Here is a 17,404-nt window from a genome sequence, read left to right as displayed (position 1 = left end):
AACCCATCCGGAAACGGCCCACAATGTGGGCCGTTTTTCTTTTTCAGGAGCACTCAGATGATCAAAGTCGGCGACACCCTTCCTTCGGCCACCCTGCAGGAATATTCCGAGGTCGAAGGCGAAGGCTGCAGCATCGGACCGAACCCGGTGAACGTGGGCAAGGCCACGGCCGGCAAGACCATTGCGCTGTTCGCGCTGCCGGGCGCCTTCACGCCCACCTGCTCGGCCAAGCATGTGCCCGGCTATGTGCAGCACTACGACGACTTCAAGGCCGCTGGCGTGGACGAGATCTGGTGCGTGAGCGTGAACGACGCCTTCGTGATGGGCGCCTGGGCGCGCGACCAGAAGACCGGCACCAAGGTGCGCATGCTGGCCGACGGCAGCGCCGATTTCGCCAAGGCCACCGGCCTCACGCTCGACCTGACCGGCCGCGGCATGGGCCTGCGCAGCAACCGCTATTCGATGCTCGTGAAGGACGGCAAGGTGGCCACGCTGAACGTCGAGGCGCCGGGCAAGTTCGAGGTCAGCAATGCCGAGACGCTGCTGGCCCAGGCCCGCGGCTGACGGCCGAGCTGACTAAAGATCCACCTTGAGGTAGTGCGCGCCCGCGATCGGGTTGTGATAGTAGGGCGGCACTTCCTCGAAACCCAGGTCTTCGTAGAGCGCGCGGGCGGACTCCATCTCGTCCAGCGTGTCGAGCAGCACGCAGGCATAGCCCGCGCCGCGCGCGGCGTCGAGGATGGCTTCGGCGAGCTGCCGCCCGACCCCCAGCCCCCGAAAGCCGGGCCGCACGAACAGCCGCTTCATCTCCGCGGCATTGGCGTAGTCGGTGTTGTCGAGCGGGCGCAGCGCGCAGCAGCCGGCCACGTGCGCCAGCGTGCCGTTGGCGCGCAGGAGGGTCGGCGCGCGTTGGCCGGCTTCCTCCTTGATGTGGGCGGCATCGACCAGCGCGAGCAGCAGGGCGCCGCGCGGTTCGGCGTAGTCGCCTGGCAGCGTGGCGACCTCTTCCTCGAAGTTCTGGAAGCACAGGTCGATGCCCAGCGAGGCGGCGTAGTCGCGGAAGATCGCGCGTGCCGCATCGAGTTCGCGAGGCTCCTCCGGCGTCAGGAGCACGACGGCTGGCGTGTCGGCCAGCGGCAGCGGGCGTGAAACCGAAAAGCTCATACGCGCAGCGATGAAATCCAGTCGGCCATGCCTGCGCATGCGGCGAACAGGATCGGTGCGGGCTCGCGCGAGGCGGCCACGGGAGAGTCGGTCATCGAAGAGGCAAGGTGCGCAAGAACTGCGGAAGGTGCAGATTAGCAAAGTCCGGGCCGAAGCATGCTTCGGGTTGTTGCTATGCGTTCGGCAAGCCGCCCCTGCATCCCGGGCGCCTCGAGAGCGGCAGCAACAAAAAAGGCGCTGCCGAACGCAGCGCCTTCGTGGTGCCGGAGGGCGGATCAAGCCTCGGCGAGCAGTTTCTCGATCAGCTTGTGGAGTTCGGCGAAATCGGGCTCGCCCACGTAGCGCTTCACGATCTCGCCCTTCTTGTTGACCAGGTAGGTGGTGGGCGTGAGCTTCACGTCGCCCCAGGCCTGGGCCACACTGCCGGTGTTGTCGATCGCCACCTTGAACGGCAGCTTGCGGGTCTCGGCAAAGTTGACGACGTAGCTGGGCGGGTCGTAGCTCATGGCCACGGCCAGCGTGTCGTAGCCCTTGGACTTGTACTTGTCGTAGGTGGCAATGACCTTGGGCATTTCTGCCACGCAGGTCACGCAGCTCGTGGCCCAGAAATTCACCAGGGTGACCTTGCCCTTCAGGTCGTTGGTGCTTTTCTTGCTGCCGTCGAGCAGCACGAAGGTCGAGGCCGGTGCCGCGGTGGCGCCGGAGCCGAGGTACACCCCCACGCCAGCGGCCAATGCAAGCGCGACTGCGGCGACGGCGATGTATTTTTTCATGGCAGCGGATGGAGGAAGGCCGGGCGATTTTAGTTCCGCCGGCCGGATCGTGCTGGCACCCGGCCGGGCGGCTCGATAATCGTTCCCCGATGCCATCGCCCGTTTCCCGTTTCCGGCCCGCGCTGGCCGCCGCCGCGCTCGCGCTTGCCGCCTGCAGCCCCACCTTCAACTGGCGCGAGGTGCCGGTTGCCGACGACGGCCTCGTCGTCCTCCTGCCCTGCAAGCCGGACCGCGCCCATCGTGCCTTGCCGCTGGGCGTCGAGTCGGTGCAGGTCGACATGGCGGGCTGCGAGACCGGCGGTGCGACCTTTGCCGTGGCCCATGCATCCGCCGAGAGCCCGGCGCAGGCCGAGGCCTGGCTCAGGGCGTGGCGTGCTGCCACCCGCAGCCAGCTGGGCGAGGCGCCGATGACCGAAGCCCCCGCGGCGCTGAAACGCGCGACAGCCGCGCCCGCGCCGGTGCGGCTCGATGCCCAGCCGCTGCGAAAGGGCGCCGCGCCGGTCCAGGTGCTCTGGTTCGCCCAGTCGAAGAAGAACGGCGGTGTCTCGCTCTACCAGGCGACCGTGCTCGGCCGCCCTTCTGCGCCCGAGGCGGCCAACACCTTCTTCGAGGGCCTGCGTCTCCCATGAGCGGCGGCCTGCTTGCCGGACGGCGGCAAATCGCCACTGTCTTCCTGGCCTTTGCCTTCGCCTATTTCCTCTCGACGCTGGTGCGCGCCATCACGGCCACGCTGTCGCCCGCGCTCACCGTTGAATTTGGACTCGAGTCGCGCGACCTTGGTTTGCTCGCGGGCGGCTATTTCCTGGGTTTCGCGTTCACCCAGCTGCCCATGGGCACCTGGCTCGACCGCCATGGGCCCAAGCGCGTGATCGTCTGCTTCCTGTCTGCCGCAGTGGCCGGCTGCCTGCTGTTTTCGGTGGCCACGCATTTCTGGCTGCTGATGGCGGCGCGCGTGCTGACCGGCGTCGGCGTGAGCGCCTGCCTGATGGCGCCGCTCACCGGCTATCGGCGCTGGCTGACGCCGCCCATGCAGCTGCGCAGCAACTCGTGGATGCTGATGGTGGGCTCCTTCGGCCTGGTCGGCGCGACCTTGCCGGTGCAGTGGCTCATGCCCTACCTCGGCTGGCGGCCGCTGTTCTGGCTGCTGGCGGCGGGTGTGCTCGTGTCGATGGCGCTGATCGCATGGGCTGCACCGGCATGGCACGACGAAACCGGCGCGAAGGAGAAAAATCAGGACGAGGGCAGCTACGCGGCCGTATGGCGCGATCCCTTCTTCCGCAAGCTTGCGCCGATCGGTTTCTTCAACTACGGCGGCTTCGTCGCGATGCAGACGCTCTGGGTCGTGCCATGGCTCACGCGCGTGGCGGGCTACACGCCCCAGGAGGCTGCCGGCGCGCTGTTCTGGATCAGCATCGCACTGCTCGCCACCTATGGGCTCTGGGGCATGGTCAACCCGCGGCTCGCGCACCGCGGTATCCCCGCCGCCCGGCTGCTGGCGTGGGGCATGCCGCTCGGGATGCTCGCGCTTGCTCTCGTTTTGATAGCTGGTCCCGCGGCGGGGACGGTGGCCTGGGTGGTCTTCCTGTGCGTCTCCACCGTCGTCACGCTGGCCCAGCCCGCCGTCGCCCTGGCCTTGCCGACAGCGCTCGCGGGCCGCGCGCTGTCGGCCTACAACCTGGTGGTCTTTGCAGGCGTATTTGTCGTGCAGTGGGGCATCGGCCTGCTGATCGACCTGTTCGCCAGCGCCGGGCTCGATCCAGTGGCCGCGTTCCGCGCGGCCCTGTCCTTTTTCCTGGCCTGCTGCGTTATGTCGTATGTCTACTTCCTTTGGGCGCCCCCGCATAATCGGTGCGTAGTCCCCCGACCCGCATGAACAGCATCCTCATCATCGCCCACTCACCGTTCGCGCAGGCGCTGCGGCGGTGCGCGCTGCATGTGTTCCCCGATTGCGAACAGGCCATCGTCGCACTCGACGTGCTGCCCAACGTGTCGCCCGAAGAAACGCTGGCGGCCGCCCGCATCACGCTCGCGCAGCAGCTCAATGCGCCGCGCTCGCAGGTGCTGGTGCTGGCCGACGTGTTCGGCGCAACACCTTGCAACGTGGCCCAGAAGCTGGTGGACGGCGTCCGCTCGCGGCTGGTGGCGGGCGTCAACCTGCCGATGCTGCTGCGCGCGGTGACCTACCGCCACGAGCCACTCGAAACGCTGGTGCAGCGCGCCATCGCGGGCGGCACCGCGGGTGTCATGCAGGTGGCGGTGGCGGCACCCCAGAACCAGGCGAAGAGAAAGCACAGTGATCAAGAAATCCGTGACCATCAGCAATAAGCTGGGCCTCCATGCGCGCGCATCGGCCAAGCTCACCAAGATCGCAGGCAGCTTTCCTTGCGAGGTGTGGCTCTCGCGCGGCGATCGCCGCATCAATGCCAAGAGCATCATGGGCGTCATGATGCTGGCCGCCGGGCTCGGCTCGACCGTCGAGCTCGAGACCAACGGCCAGCAGGAAGAAGAGGCGATGGATGCCCTCGTCCAACTCATGAACGACAAGTTCGGCGAAGGCGAATGAAGGTGGCCCCCACGCTCCGCACTGCGTGTCGTCGCTGCCCCCCGAGGGGGCTCGGCCGCCTTGGGGCGGCCCGGCGGCGGCCGGTGAACTTCGATAGGCGCCCATGACCTTCGCAGTCCACGGCCTCCCTGTCGCCCGTGGCATTGCCATTGGCCGCGCGGTGCTGGTGGTGTCCAGCCGCATCGACGTGGCCCACTATTTCATCAAGCCCGAAGAAATAGAAACCGAGATCGACCGGGTGCGCATGGCCCGCAACGCGGTGGCCGACGAGCTTGCCAAGCTGCAGGCGAGCGTGGCGCTGATGGGCCCCAACGATGCGCCGCACGAGCTCGCGGCGCTGCTCGAAGTGCACCAGATGCTGCTGCAGGACGAGGCGCTCACCGGCGGCGTCAAGCACTGGATCACCGACCGGCTCTACAACGCCGAGTGGGCGCTGACCACGCAACTCGAAATCATCGCGCGCCAGTTCGACGAGATGGAGGACGAGTACCTGCGCGAGCGCAAGGCCGACCTCGAGCAGGTGGTCGAGCGGCTGCTGCACCGCATGAAGGGCACGGCCGCGGTGCTGGCGCCGAGCCCGCCGCGCCGCAAGCGCCCCGCGGCCGAGGAGGACGACGACCCGACAGCCGGCGACGGCATCGACGCGCCGCTGGTGCTGATTGCGCACGACCTGTCGCCGGCCGACATGCTCCAGTTCAAGAAGAGCGTGTTCGCCGGCTTCGTGACCGACGTGGGCGGGCGCACCTCGCACACCGCCATCGTCGCGCGCAGCATGGACATTCCGGCCGTGGTGGGCGCGCGTACCGCGAGCCAGCTGGTGCGCCAGGACGACTGGGTGATCATCGACGGCGATGCCGGCGTGGTGATCGTCGATCCTTCGCCGATCATCCTGGCCGAGTACGGCTTCAAGCAGCGCCAGGGCGACCTCGAGCGCGGCCGGCTCGCGCGCCTGCGCCACAAGCCCGCGGTGACGCTCGACGGCCAGCGCGTCGAGTTGCTCGCCAACATCGAGATGCCCGAGGACACTGTCGGCGCCGTCAAGGCCGGCGCAGTGGGCGTGGGGCTGTTCCGCAGCGAGTTCCTCTTCATGGGCCGCGAGTCGCAGCGCCAGACCCGCCTGCCCGACGAAGAGGAGCAATACCAGGCCTACAAGCGCGCGGTCGAGGGCATGCAGGGCATGCCGGTCACCATCCGCACCATCGACGTGGGCGCCGACAAGCCGCTCGACGGCAAGGCGGCCAGCAAGCAGGAACACCTGAACCCCGCGCTCGGCCTGCGCGCCATCCGCTGGAGCCTGGCCGACCCGGCGATGTTCCTCACGCAGTTGCGCGCCATCCTGCGCGCGGCGGCGCATGGCGAGATCCACCTCCTGATCCCCATGCTCGCGCACGTCAGCGAGATCCGCCAGACGCTGTCGCTGATCGACTTTGCGCGCTCGGAGCTCGACAGCCGCGGCGCCGTGTACGGCAAGGTGAAGCTCGGCGCGATGATCGAGATTCCCGCCGCCGCGCTCACGCTCAAGACCTTCCTGAAGTACTTCGACTTCCTGTCGATCGGCACCAACGACCTGATCCAGTACACGCTGGCCATCGACCGGGCCGACGAGGCCGTGGCCCACCTCTACGACCCGGCCCATCCCGCAGTGCTGAGGCTCGTGGCCGACACCATTGCCGAATGCCGCCGCCAGGGCAAGAGCGTGGCCGTGTGCGGCGAGATGGCGGGCGACGTGGCCTTCACGCGCCTCTTGCTCGGCCTGGGACTGCGCAGCTTCTCGATGCATCCCTCGCGCATCCTGGCCGTCAAGCAGGAGGTGCTGCGCGCGGACACCAGCAAGCTCGAGGAATGGGCCAAGGGCGTGCTCGAGTCGGACGATCCTGCGGCCGCCTTGGCCGGCTGAGCCGCGCGCGGTTCGCTTCCAGAAGCGAAACATAACGAAACACGCCGAAACCGCGGCGAAAGGACTTGCCGCACTGCGGCAAGCACCATCAGGTCTCCTCTTCCACCACAGAAAGGCCTGACCATGAAATCTCTCTCCCTGACCCAAGTCGTCGCCGTCGGCTCCTTCGCGCTGCTCGCTGCAGCCGGGGCCAAGGCCGAATCCTACGAAGGCGTCCAGCCTCTCACCTCGGCAAAGAGCCGCGCCGAAGTCAATGCCGAGGCCGTTCGCGAGGCTTCCGCTCCAGACCAGAACGTCGTGCGCGGTTCGCGCGGCGCCGAGACCATGGCCGTGTCGAGAGACCGCGCCGGCGTCGTCTTCGAAGCCATGCGCACCGCCGCCGCACCCGACCAGAACGTGACCTCGGGTTCGCGCGTGAACAGCAAGGTCATCTCGACCCTGCAGAACCCTGTCGATGCACGTGCCGCAGCCGCCGGCAACAGCAACAGGCTCTAAGACCCATCACGCCCGCAGGGCACTCCGCGGGCCGCAAGGAACATCATGAAGCACTGGATCAAACGCACTCTCTTCGGTTTCGCCGGCCTTGCGGTCGTGGCGGGCAGCATTGCCGGCTGCGCCGGCCATCGGCACGGCTGGGGCAGCGGCGATTCCGCGGAGTTCCGCACCAGGATGGTCGAACGCGTCGGCAGCAAGCTGGAACTCGACGCAGCGCAGAAGCAGAAGCTCACCGTGCTGGCCGAGAAGCTGCAGGCGCAGCGCGAAGCCATGCGCGGCGCGGGCGGGTCGGGCGATCCGCGTTCGCAGTTCAAGGCGCTGTTCGCGGGCAACAAGCTCGACCAGGCAGCCGCCACGCGGCTCGTCGACGAGAAGACCACGGCCGTGCGCAACGGCAGCCCGGAGATCATCGCGGCCGCCGCCGATTTCTTCGACAGCCTGAACGCCGAGCAGCAGCAGAAGGTGCGTGACTTCATGGACCGCGGTGGACGCCGCTGGCGCCATCATGGCTAGGCTTGGCTCACTCCCGGCCTTCGCGCACTTCGTATCGCTTCGCCAACCCCCTGCCGGCGGGCGATACCTGCGGCCCGGTGCAGCCGGTTCCGCGGCGTCCCGCGACCAGGCGGTGGCCGCGACGGGCGGCGTGCGCGCGCTGCTGCGGCTCGAAGGCGCCGCGGTGCTGGGCGTGGCGCTCGCCGCCTACGCCCAGTTCGGCGCGGGTTGGGGCGTGTTCGCGCTCTGGCTGCTCGTGCCCGATCTGTCGCTGCTGGGCTACCTCGCGGGCCCGCGCACGGGCGCGGCGCTTTACAACGCGGCGCACTCGTACGTCGGCCCGGTGCTGCTGCTGGCGCTCGGCGTGCTCGCGGCCGTGCCCTGGGCGGTGGCCGGCAGCCTGATCTGGCTGGCCCACATCGGCGTCGACCGCGCGCTGGGCTACGGGCTCAAGTACGCAGCGGGCTTCGCCAGCACGCACCTGGGCCGCATAGGCAGGGCCGATCCATGGTGAGCGGCGCGTCCATGCGCAGCGGCCGCAGCGCTTCCCCCGCGGTGCACGCGCCGGCCGCGCGTGCATGGATGCTGGCCGAGGCGCTCATGCTCGGGCTCGCGTCGACCGTGCACGCGGGGTTCCTGGTGTCCGGCTACGCGCATGCTGCGGCCCGCAACGCCGAGGCGGTGATAGCCACCGTGCTGGTGCTGGCCTCGGCCGAGACCTGGCTGCGTCCCCATCATGCGCGCCGCGCCGCCATCTTCGGCCAGGGCTTCGCGCTGTTGGGCACGCTGGTCGGGCTCGGCACCATCATCGCGGGCATCGGTCCGCGCACGGTGCCCGACCTGGCCTACCACGCGCTGCTGCTCTGCGTTCTCGTGACGGGCGTGGCCTGGGCGGTGCGATGCCGGCCGGTCTGATGGTCGGCGAGGTCATTCGCCACCTTCTTGTCAGGAGGCACAATCCCGCCATGCCGCGCATCCTGCTGATCGACGACGACGAACATCTCGCCGCGCCGCTGACCACCTACTTCGCCCGCTTCGGCTACACGCTGGAGAGCGCGGTGCGCCCGAGCGAAGGGCTCGCCAAATTGCGTGCGCAGCCGTACGACGCGGCGATCCTCGATGTGATGCTGCCCGAGATGGATGGCTTTGCGCTGTGCCGCGAGATCCGCAAGGAGAGCGACATTCCCATCGTGATGCTCACTGCGCGCGGCGAGGTGATGGACCGCGTAGTCGGCCTCGAGCTGGGCGCCGACGACTACGTGCCCAAGCCCTTCGAGCCGCGCGAACTGGTGGCGCGCGTGCAGACCATCCTGCGCCGCCAGCGCAGCACGCCGGCGGCGGCCAACAGCAACGGCACCCAGCACCGCGTGTTCGACGGGCTGTCGATCGACCTCGACCGGCGCCAGGTGCTGCGCCAAGGCGAGCGCATCGAACTGACCGGCACCGAGTTCGAACTGCTCGCGCTGCTGGCGGCCGAACCCGGCAAGGTGTTCAGCCGCGACGACATCCTGAACCGCCTGCGCGGCCACGAGGCCGAGCTCTACACCCGGGCGGTCGACATCGTGGTGAGCCGCCTGCGCAAGAAGCTCGAGCCGCTGGACTGCATCAAGACGCTGCGCAATGCCGGCTATGCGCTGGCCGTGGCGCGCAGCGAGCCCGCATGAAACTTCGCTGGGAGCGCCATCGCCAGGCGTGGCGCGAATTGGCATGCCGCCGCGCGGAGCTGCACAGGCAATGGCATGCGCAGTGGCACGAGAAGGTGCAGGGCAAGCGCCGCTGGCGCCGTTCGCTGCGCATCCGGCTGGTCATGATGTTCGTGATGCTGGCGCTGGTGATGGCGGCGGTGTTCATGGGCGGCATGAAGAAGTCCTTTTCCACCGGCTGGGCCGAGGCCGCCAAGCCGATGCTGGTCGACTATGCCGACCGGCTCGTCGCCGAGATCGGCACGCCGCCCGACGTGGCACGCGCGCAGGCGCTGGTCGCCCGGCTGCCGATCACGATCCGCATCACCGGCCCCAAGGTCAACTGGGACTCCAACCCCGGCGGCAGCAATGGCCGCGGCGGCTGGATGCATGGCCGCGACGAGGAGCCCTGGAACGACAAATGGTTCGTCCGCCCGACGGCGGACGGCCACCGCGTCATCTTCGGCTGGTCGCCCAGGCTCTGGCAGCTTGCGCCGCGCATCGTCGGCTGGGCCACCCTTTGCGCGCTGCTGCTGCTCGTGGTGCTGGGCTATGCCTATGTCAGCCGGCTGCTGCGGCCACTGATCGATATCCGCGAAGGCGCGCAGCGCTTCGGCCGCGGCGAGTTCACTCAGCCGATCCCGATCCGCCGCAACGACGACCTCGGCGATCTTGCGGAGCACATCAACACCATGGCCGACGACATCCAGGCCATGCTCGATGCCAAGCGCGGGCTGCTGCTCGCGTTGAGCCACGAACTGCGCTCGCCGCTCACGCGCGCCCGGCTCAATGCCGAGCTGCTGCCGGCCACGCCGGAAAGCCAGGCCGAGCGCGAGGCGCTGTTGCGCGACCTCAACGAAATGCGCGACCTGATCAGCGACCTGCTCGAGAGCGAGCGCCTCGCGAGCCCGCACGTGGCGCTGCAGCGCGAGCCGGTCGACCTGGCGGCGCTGGTGCGCGAGGTCGCGGCCGAGATGCCGGGCGCGCCGCAGGTGCACCTGGACCTGGCCGAGGGGCTGCCGCCGCATGCCGTCGACCGCATGCGCATCCGCCTGCTGGTGCGCAACCTGCTGGACAACGCCCTGCGCTACAGCACCGACGCGCCCCGTCCGCCCGTCGTGTCGCTGCGCGCCGTGGTCGACGGGCCGGCGCAGCAGGGCGTGGAGATCGAGTTCCGCGACCACGGCCCCGGTGTCGACGAGGCCCAGCTCGAACGCCTGACCGAGGCCTTCTACCGCACCGACGGCGCGCGCCAGCGTGCCACCGGCGGCGTCGGGCTGGGCATGTACCTTTGCCGCCTGATCGCCGAGGCGCACGGCGGCAGCCTCGCGGTGCGCAACGCGAATCCGGGCCTGCGGATCGTCGTGCGACTGGCCTGAGCGGAAACCACGCCTGGGCGCGGTTCCGGCGCGGGGCTGTCGCCTGCGCTACGGCCAACTGCGCCGCGCGCCGCTAGCATGGCGCCGCAACAACGACCTTTCCAAGGAGACCTCCCATGGCCGAAGCGCCCGTCAATCACCAGGTCAGGCTCGCCAAGCGGCCCGAGGGCGCGGCAACGCGCGAACACTGGCAGTTCACGACCGAGCCGGTCGGCGAACCCGCCGAGGGTGGCGTGCTGGTCAAGACCCTCTCGCTCTCGCTCGACCCCGCCATGCGCGGCTGGCTCAACGATGCCAAGAGCTACATCGCGCCGGTGGAAATCGGCGCCGTCATGCGCGCAGGCGGCATCGGCCGCGTCGTCGCCTCGAAGAACCCGGACTTCGCGGTCGGCGACACGGTCTACGGCACGCTGGGCGTGCAGGAATACGTGCTCGTGCCCCAGGAGGAGATCAAGCGCAGCGGGCTTGCCAAAATCGACCTGCGCGCGGGCACCATCCACCAGTGGCTCAACGTGCTCGGCATGCCGGGCATGACCGGCTACTTCGGGCTGATGGACGTGGGCCAGCCCAAGGCGGGCGAAACCGTCGTCATCTCCGGTGCCGCGGGCGCCGTGGGGCAGACGGTCGGGCAGCTCGCGAAGATCAAGGGCTGCCGCGTGGTCGGCATCGCCGGCGGCCAGGCCAAGTGCGACTGGGTGGTGAAGGAGTTGGGCTTCGACGCCTGCATCGACTACAAGGCCGGCGCCGCGGCGGTGCGCGACGGCCTCAAGGCGCACTGTCCGAAAGGCGTGGATATCTACTTCGACAACGTCGGCGGCGAGATCCTCGACGCGGTGCTCGCGCGACTCGCGCGCAAGGCCCGCGTGATCATCTGCGGTGCCATCAGCCAGTACAACAACGCCAACAGCATGCCCGCGGCCGGCCCCCGGAACTACCTGAGCCTGCTGGTGAACCGCGCGCGCATGGAAGGTATCGTGGTGTTCGACTACGCGGACCGCTTCCCCATTGCCGTGGCCGAGCTTGCCGGCTACCTCAAGGACGGCCGCATGAAGAGCAAGGAAGACGTGGTCGTGGGGCTCGACACCTTCCCCGAGGCGCTGAACCGCCTTTTCAGCGGTGAGAACTTCGGCAAGCTGGTGCTGCAGGTGGCGGAGGCTTAGTCCGGTCGCTGCCCGCCTTGGTCCGTGACCTAAGTCACGAAGATCCGGGTAGGGAGTGTTAACTATCATCAACTGACGACAGACGGTGTTCTTTTGCATCTTTGTGTGAATAAGCTGCGCCCTGCCTTGCACAAGCAGGCGCAGTCACATCAATCCCAGGGAACCCAAAATGCAAAAGACCGTATTCGTCAAGTTCGCAGCGCTGGCCGTCGCCGGCGTGCTGTCACAGGCTGCCTCCGCCGCCGACGGCACCATCAATTTCACCGGTGAAATCGTCGATGCGCCTTGCTCGATTTCGCCCAACAGCCAGAACCTGACGGTGCCGCTCGGCAAGGTGTCGCGCACCGCATTCGACGGCGGAACCGCTGGCACCGCGGCGGTCGGCAAGAAGGCCACGCCCGCCAAGTTCACCATCGACCTGCTGGGCTGCGGCGCGTCGGCGACCGGTGCGACCGTGAGCTTCTCGGGCACCGCCGACCTCGACGACGCCACCTATCTGCGCTTGGCCAATGCCGGCCAAGTGGGCGTGGGTGCCGCGTCGGGCGTGGCGATCGAACTCGCTGATTCCACCGGTGCAAAGATCGCCCTGAACACGGGCAAATCGGGCGAATACATCCTGGGCCTGGGCGACAACTCGCTGAAGTTCCAGGCTGCATACATTGCGACCAAGACCGCCGTGACGGTGGGCCCGGCCAACGCGGTCGCACAGTTCACGGTGACCTACAAGTAAGCCGCCGGCGGCCACGGTGCCGCCTCCGTCCGCGCCGCGTTCGGACTCGAGGGTCCGCCGGCGCCGGCAATTCCTTTTTTCTTTTTTCCTCGGCGACTCGATGCGCCGCGGTGCCGGGCTGCGCGCGTCATGCGTCCGCCCGTCAAGGATTTCTCTTCCTATGTGCAGCAACAATCGCCGTCGGTGGGCTTTCGCCATCCTGCTGATGCTGGGCTTGCAATGGCCCGCCGCAGCGGGCGTGATGCTCGGCGGCACGCGCGTGATCCTCGGCGAGAAGGATCGCGAAGCCTCCATCCCGGTGAAGAACACCGGCACTTCGCCCTACGTGGTCCAGGCCTGGATCGATGCCGGCGAAGGCAGGAACAAGACGCCGCTGCTCGTCACGCCGCCGCTGTCGCGGCTGGACCCCGGCATGGAAAACATCCTGCGCATCATGCGTGTGGCCGGCGATCTGCCAACCGACCGCGAGTCGGTGTTCTGGCTCAACGTCAAGGAGATCCCCGAGAAGTCGAAGGAAGAGAACGTGCTGCAGATCGCGGTGCGCAGCCGCATCAAGCTGTTCTACCGCCCCGCGAAGCTCGCCGGCAAGCCCGAGGAATCGCGCGCCCAGCTCAGGTGGGCCGTCGGTGCCGGCGCGCAAGGCCAGGGCGCCGTGCTCAAGGTCGGCAACCCCACGGCCTACCACGTGACCTTCACCGCGCTGAACATCAACAGCGGCCAGCAACTGATCAATGCCGACATGGTGCCGCCCTTCGGCGAGATGGCGTATCCGCTGAGCGCAGTCAAGACGCCGCAGCCGATCCAGGTCGACTTCACCACGCTCAACGACTACGGCGGCGAGACGCCCGAAGAACGCGTGCAAGTGCCGGCGGGTGCAGAGCCCGTGGCCGTGAAGGCGGAACTCGTTCCCCCGACCGCGCCTTCTCCGCCGTCTGGCGACGCGGCGAAGCGCTGACGCAAGGACCACATCGCCATGCGCCGCGCGTCACCTCCTCTTCGTGCATCGCTTCGGCGGGCCGTGTGCGCAGCCCTGCTGGGCGCGCTCGGCATGCCCGGCCATGCGCAGCAGCAGTTGGCCGGCTCCAGCTTCAATGAGGAATTCCTCGGCATCGGCGGCGACCAGCCGCATGCCGACCTTTCCCTCTTCTCCTTCGGCAACCGCGTGCTCGCGGGCAAGTACATGGTCGACGTGTCGCTCAACGAGCGCGGCGCGGGGCAGACCGAAATCCGCTTCGCCGCGAAAGACGGCAAGCACGATGCCGAGCCCTGTCTCACGCGTGGCATGCTCGATGCGTGGGGCGTCAACGTGGCGGTGTTTCCCGAGCTCGCGGGCGCCGTCGACGAAGCCTGCATCGACCTGCTCAAGGTCATTCCCGATGCGGCAGTGCACTACGACGCGGGCAAGCAGCGCCTGTTCGTCAGCATCCCGCAGGCGGCGCTCAGGCGATCGGCGCGCGGCGCGGTCGGCCCCGAGAAATGGGACAGGGGCATCACCGCCGGCATGCTGGACTACCAGCTCAACTTCGCGCGCTACAGCGGCAACAGCTACCGCAATGACGCGTTCCCTTTTGCGCCGCCGCAGAACGTGTTCGACGGCAACGCCTTCGCCAGGCGCGACGAAAACCTGCAGCACAACACCCTGTTCGCGGGCCTGCGCGCCGGCTTCAACTACGGCGACTGGCGTTTTCGCCATTTCTCGACCTACAACCGCGGCATCGACGGCAAGAGCCGCTGGCAGGGCATCAGCACCTACATGCAGCGCGATCTGGCCTCGATCAACGGGCGGCTGCTCATCGGCGACGGCAACACGCCGGGCAACTTCTTCGACAGCCTGCCGTTCCGCGGCGTGCAGCTGTCGTCCGACGACGCGATGCTGCCCGACAGCCAGCAGGGCTACGCGCCTACCATTCGCGGCGTGGCGCAGACCAATGCGCGCGTCACGGTGCGCCAGAACGGCTATGTGGTCTACAGCACCTTCGTGGCGCCGGGCCCGTTCGTCATCGACGACCTCTACCCCACCGCATCGAGCGGCGATCTCGAGGTGACCATCGCCGAAGCCGACGGCCGGCAGACCAAATACACCCAGGCCTTCTCGGCCGTGCCCACGCTACTGCGCGAAGGCACCTGGCGCTATTCGGCCACCCTCGGCAAGTACCGCAACGGCTACGACGGCAGCACGCTGGGCGCACGGCCTTCGCTTTCGCAGCCGGCCTTCATGCAGGCGACACTGGCGCGCGGCCTGGGCAACGAGTTCTCGCTTTACGGCGGCCTGCTGATGGCGAACATGTACCAGTCGCTGCTCGTGGGCGTAGGCAAGAACCTGCGCGACTTCGGCGCCGTGTCGGTCGACCTGTCGAGCGCGCGCACCACCGACCGCACCCCTGTCGATGGCATCAAGACGTACGACGGGCAGTCGCTGCGCTTCCTGTATTCGAAGGCTTTTCTCGATTCGGGCACCAACTTCCGCGTGGCGGGCTACCGCTATTCGACCAGCGGCTACCGCACCTTCCAGGAGGCGGTGCAGATGCAGGACCTGCGGTCTTTCGAGTCGTTCCACAGCCGCCGCAACGAGGTGCGCTTCGAGCTTTCGCAGCAGATCGGCGACTGGGGCAGCGTGTTCGCGTCCGCACGCCAGCAGAGCTATTGGGGCACCAGTGCCAAGGACCGGCTGTTGCAGGTGGGTTACTCGGGCAACTACAAGCAGTTCGGCTACAGCGTTTTCTACAACCACACCACCAGCCTGAACCGCCCGGCGAGCCGCCAGCTCATGTTCATGCTGAGCGTTCCGCTCGGCGATACCCGCGCCAGTGCCCAGTACGCCGTGACCCGCGACGGCACCGGCCGCGTCAGCCAGCAGGCCAGCGTCTACGGCTCGGCCTTCGACGACAGCCGCCTGACCTACAACGTGACGGCCGGCCATGCGAACCAGGGCGGCAGCAGCAGCGGCAGCGCGGGCGCGAGCTACCTGTCGCCGGTCGGCCGCTTCGACCTGGGTCACTCGATGGGCCGGGGCTATGGCCAGAGCACCTTCGGCATGGCCGGCGGGTTGTTGGTCCACGGCGGCGGCGTCACGCTGTCGCAGCCGCTCGGCGAGACTGTCGCGCTGGTGCAGGCACCCAAGGCCCAGGGCGTGGGCTTCGAGTCGCAGCCCGGCGTGGCGACCGACTGGGCCGGCAACGCGGTCATCCCCAACCTGACGCCGTACCGGCTGAACCGGCTGGCCATCCGCACCGCCGACCTCGGCGACACGGTGGAAGTGAAGAACGCCGCCACCGAGGTGGTGCCCACGCGCGGCGCGGTGGTGGCCGCGAAGTTCGAGACCTCGGTGGGCTTCCGCCTGCTGATGGTGCTGACCGACCGCAAAGGCCGCGCGCTGCCGCTGGGTTCGAAGATCGAGAACGAGGTGGGCCAGGAGGTCGGCATCGTCGGCCCCGATGGCCAGGCCTTCGTGACCGGCGCGGGCAACAGCGGACAGTTGACCGTGCGATGGAGCCAGGACAAGGCCGACCAGTGCGTCGTGCCCTACAGCCTGCCCGATGAAGAGAACCCGCCGCCGATCCGCGAGCTGAACGGCCAATGTGCTGCGGCCGAGCCGGGCACGACGAAGCAGAAGGAGGCGGAATGAACCGCAGCAAACCATCGGGCGCGACGAAGTTCCTGCGCCACTGCGTGCCGGTTCTCATGCTGCTGGCCGGTGCGCAGGAGGCGTGGGCGGCATGCGTGCGCTATCCGGGAACTGCAGCGAAGATCATCAACATGGACATGGGCAATGTGGTCGTTCCCAACGATCTGCCTGTCGGAGCCGTCATCGCGAGAAAGTCATTTTCCATTCCGACCAGGGATACCTCGGAATACATATTCGACTGCACCGCAGGCGGCGGCACGCTCATCGGCGAGATGCTGCAGGGAGCACCCATGCCGAGCGATCCGACGATCTACTCGACGGCGGTACCGGGTGTCGGCATCCGCTTGTCGCGGGTGATCGATGCATATCTGACGGTGACCTACCCGCATCGGCTTTCGCGGGGACCGGCCTACATCTACTTTGCGACGGGTACACAGTTCCAGGTGGAGCTGATAAAAACAGCGGCCGTTACCGGAAACGGCCCGCTGGCTTCGGGAACCTATACCCGGTATTACGGCGACGGCGATGGTGTGTCGATGCTGACCACCATGCTCTCTGGCAACGGCATCACCATCGTCACGCCGTCATGCTCGGTGGACCTGGGATCGCGGAACATCTCGGTGCAGTTCGGCAGGGTGCCTCAGAACAACTTCAAGGGCAGGGGCACCACCACGGGTGACCGCAGCTTCAGCATCAAGCTCAATTGCAAGGCCGGGCAGAACGCGCAGAACACCGTTTACCTGCGCATGGACGCGACGCCGGACCCGTCGAACACGCAGGGCGTGCTGAGGATCACGCAGGGCGGCACCGGAACCGCCACCGGCGTAGGCATTCAGCTGGTCGACAACCAGAGCGTGCCGGTGAAGTTCGGCGAAGACGCGCTGGTCGGCCCATCGAAGGATGGCGACTATGTGCTGTCCTACACTGCGCGCTATTTCCAGACGGGCGACAGGGTGACGCCGGGGCGCGCCGACGGAACTGCGACCTTCACGCTCGACTACAAATAAGTCGCCGCGGCGTTCACGCCGCGCCGGCCTGGGTTGGCAGCTCAGCCTTCGTCGGGCCGCATCGGGATGTCGCCCATCGCGTCGTCCTCGCGCAGGCTGCGTGCGGCCTTCAGCAGTTCGATCGACAGGCCGCCGCCCTGGCCGGCGAAACCCTTGGCGACGCCTTCCAGCGCCGTTGCGAGGCCGGTCTCGCCGTCGGCGCGCGCGTCCATGCTGATGTTGAGCACCCGGGCCGCCATCTGGCGGTAGGTGATGGCGCCCGCGCCCTCGAGTGCGGCCACCAGGTCGAGGTACAGCGCCAGGTTCAGGTCGAACACCAGCTTGGGCGTGATCTCGAAATCTTCGTTCTTGTTCTTGTTTTCCATGAGTGGGGGCTCCTTTTTTCCTGAGCCTCCACTCTAGCCATAAAAACGCGCGGCTCCGTCGGACAGGAGCCA

20 protein-coding genes are annotated in these 17,404 nt (G+C 67.9%); 17 read left to right on the top strand and 3 right to left on the bottom strand.

Features of this window, described 5'->3' with window-relative positions:
- Positions 1-57 precede the first annotated feature (57 nt).
- Positions 58-564 (top strand): peroxiredoxin, encoded by a 507-nt coding sequence (locus ACAM54_RS23805; RefSeq protein ID WP_369649141.1) that lies wholly within the window; start codon positions 58-60, stop codon positions 562-564.
- Positions 565-576: 12 nt separating this feature from the next.
- On the opposite strand, the gene ACAM54_RS23800 is transcribed toward ACAM54_RS23805, so the two are convergent.
- Both ACAM54_RS23800 and ACAM54_RS23795 read right to left on the bottom strand, forming a co-directional pair.
- Positions 577-1,164, bottom strand: coding sequence for a GNAT family N-acetyltransferase (locus ACAM54_RS23800; RefSeq protein ID WP_369649140.1), 588 nt, complete (start codon positions 1,162-1,164; stop codon positions 577-579).
- 275 nt (positions 1,165-1,439) lie between these two features.
- Positions 1,440-1,937, bottom strand: a complete 498-nt coding sequence (locus ACAM54_RS23795) for a TlpA disulfide reductase family protein (RefSeq protein WP_124958950.1) — start codon at positions 1,935-1,937, stop codon at positions 1,440-1,442.
- 89 nt (positions 1,938-2,026) lie between these two features.
- Here ACAM54_RS23795 and ACAM54_RS23790 point away from each other — a divergent pair, with 89 nt between their 5' ends.
- The 16 genes from ACAM54_RS23790 to ACAM54_RS23715 all read left to right on the top strand — a co-directional run bounded on the left by ACAM54_RS23790 (position 2,027) and on the right by ACAM54_RS23715 (position 16,967).
- The gene (locus ACAM54_RS23790; protein ID WP_369649139.1) at positions 2,027-2,566 is read left to right on the top strand and encodes a hypothetical protein; all 540 of its coding nucleotides are present in this window, start codon (positions 2,027-2,029) and stop codon (positions 2,564-2,566) included.
- A complete protein-coding gene (locus tag ACAM54_RS23785) occupies positions 2,563-3,810 on the top strand; it encodes an MFS transporter (RefSeq protein WP_369649138.1) in 1,248 nt (415 codons plus the stop codon). The genes ACAM54_RS23790 and ACAM54_RS23785 overlap by 4 nt, the downstream gene beginning before the upstream one ends.
- Positions 3,807-4,262, top strand: a complete 456-nt coding sequence (locus tag ACAM54_RS23780) for a PTS sugar transporter subunit IIA (protein ID WP_124958947.1) — start codon at positions 3,807-3,809, stop codon at positions 4,260-4,262. Before ACAM54_RS23785 ends, ACAM54_RS23780 begins: the two co-directional genes overlap by 4 nt.
- Positions 4,231-4,500, top strand: a complete 270-nt coding sequence (locus ACAM54_RS23775; protein ID WP_124958946.1) for an HPr family phosphocarrier protein — start codon at positions 4,231-4,233, stop codon at positions 4,498-4,500. Before ACAM54_RS23780 ends, ACAM54_RS23775 begins: the two co-directional genes overlap by 32 nt.
- A 103-nt stretch (positions 4,501-4,603) precedes the next feature.
- On the top strand, positions 4,604-6,397 hold the full coding sequence (ptsP, locus tag ACAM54_RS23770) for a phosphoenolpyruvate--protein phosphotransferase (RefSeq protein ID WP_145739610.1): 1,794 nt from the start codon (positions 4,604-4,606) through the stop codon (positions 6,395-6,397).
- Positions 6,398-6,520: 123 nt separating this feature from the next.
- Entirely contained in the window at positions 6,521-6,892 is a 372-nt protein-coding gene (locus ACAM54_RS23765; protein ID WP_145739612.1) for a DUF4148 domain-containing protein, read from the top strand.
- A gap of 45 nt (positions 6,893-6,937) precedes the next feature.
- Positions 6,938-7,405: a Spy/CpxP family protein refolding chaperone gene (locus tag ACAM54_RS23760; RefSeq protein WP_145739614.1), complete on the top strand. Its 468-nt coding sequence runs from the start codon at positions 6,938-6,940 to the stop codon at positions 7,403-7,405.
- A complete protein-coding gene (locus tag ACAM54_RS23755; RefSeq protein WP_369649137.1) occupies positions 7,398-7,898 on the top strand; it encodes a DUF4260 domain-containing protein in 501 nt (166 codons plus the stop codon). Before ACAM54_RS23760 ends, ACAM54_RS23755 begins: the two co-directional genes overlap by 8 nt.
- A complete protein-coding gene (locus tag ACAM54_RS23750; RefSeq protein WP_369651884.1) occupies positions 7,892-8,299 on the top strand; it encodes a hypothetical protein in 408 nt (135 codons plus the stop codon). Before ACAM54_RS23755 ends, ACAM54_RS23750 begins: the two co-directional genes overlap by 7 nt.
- Before the next feature lie 50 nt (positions 8,300-8,349).
- On the top strand, positions 8,350-9,048 hold the full coding sequence (locus tag ACAM54_RS23745; protein ID WP_369649135.1) for a response regulator transcription factor: 699 nt from the start codon (positions 8,350-8,352) through the stop codon (positions 9,046-9,048).
- Entirely contained in the window at positions 9,045-10,445 is a 1,401-nt protein-coding gene (locus tag ACAM54_RS23740; protein WP_369649134.1) for an ATP-binding protein, read from the top strand. Before ACAM54_RS23745 ends, ACAM54_RS23740 begins: the two co-directional genes overlap by 4 nt.
- A gap of 116 nt (positions 10,446-10,561) precedes the next feature.
- The gene (locus tag ACAM54_RS23735; RefSeq protein ID WP_369649133.1) at positions 10,562-11,605 is read left to right on the top strand and encodes an NADP-dependent oxidoreductase; all 1,044 of its coding nucleotides are present in this window, start codon (positions 10,562-10,564) and stop codon (positions 11,603-11,605) included.
- Between the two features lie 169 nt (positions 11,606-11,774).
- Positions 11,775-12,335, top strand: a complete 561-nt coding sequence (locus tag ACAM54_RS23730) for a fimbrial protein (protein ID WP_369649132.1) — start codon at positions 11,775-11,777, stop codon at positions 12,333-12,335.
- A gap of 160 nt (positions 12,336-12,495) precedes the next feature.
- Positions 12,496-13,290, top strand: coding sequence for a molecular chaperone (locus ACAM54_RS23725; protein WP_369649131.1), 795 nt, complete (start codon positions 12,496-12,498; stop codon positions 13,288-13,290).
- Positions 13,291-13,308: 18 nt separating this feature from the next.
- Positions 13,309-15,960: a fimbria/pilus outer membrane usher protein gene (locus ACAM54_RS23720; RefSeq protein ID WP_369649130.1), complete on the top strand. Its 2,652-nt coding sequence runs from the start codon at positions 13,309-13,311 to the stop codon at positions 15,958-15,960.
- A complete protein-coding gene (locus ACAM54_RS23715) occupies positions 15,957-16,967 on the top strand; it encodes a fimbrial protein (protein WP_369649129.1) in 1,011 nt (336 codons plus the stop codon). The genes ACAM54_RS23720 and ACAM54_RS23715 overlap by 4 nt, the downstream gene beginning before the upstream one ends.
- 41 nt (positions 16,968-17,008) lie before the next feature.
- On the opposite strand, the gene ACAM54_RS23710 is transcribed toward ACAM54_RS23715, so the two are convergent.
- Entirely contained in the window at positions 17,009-17,332 is a 324-nt protein-coding gene (locus tag ACAM54_RS23710; protein ID WP_145739624.1) for a hypothetical protein, read from the bottom strand.
- Between the last annotated feature and the right edge of the window lie 72 nt (positions 17,333-17,404).

Source organism: Variovorax sp. V93, from assembly GCF_041154485.1.
Classification (GTDB): Bacteria; Pseudomonadota; Gammaproteobacteria; order Burkholderiales; family Burkholderiaceae_C; genus Variovorax; species Variovorax beijingensis_A.
Note: the sequence above shows the minus strand (reverse complement) of the source record. Positions and strands in the feature narration are given on the sequence as shown.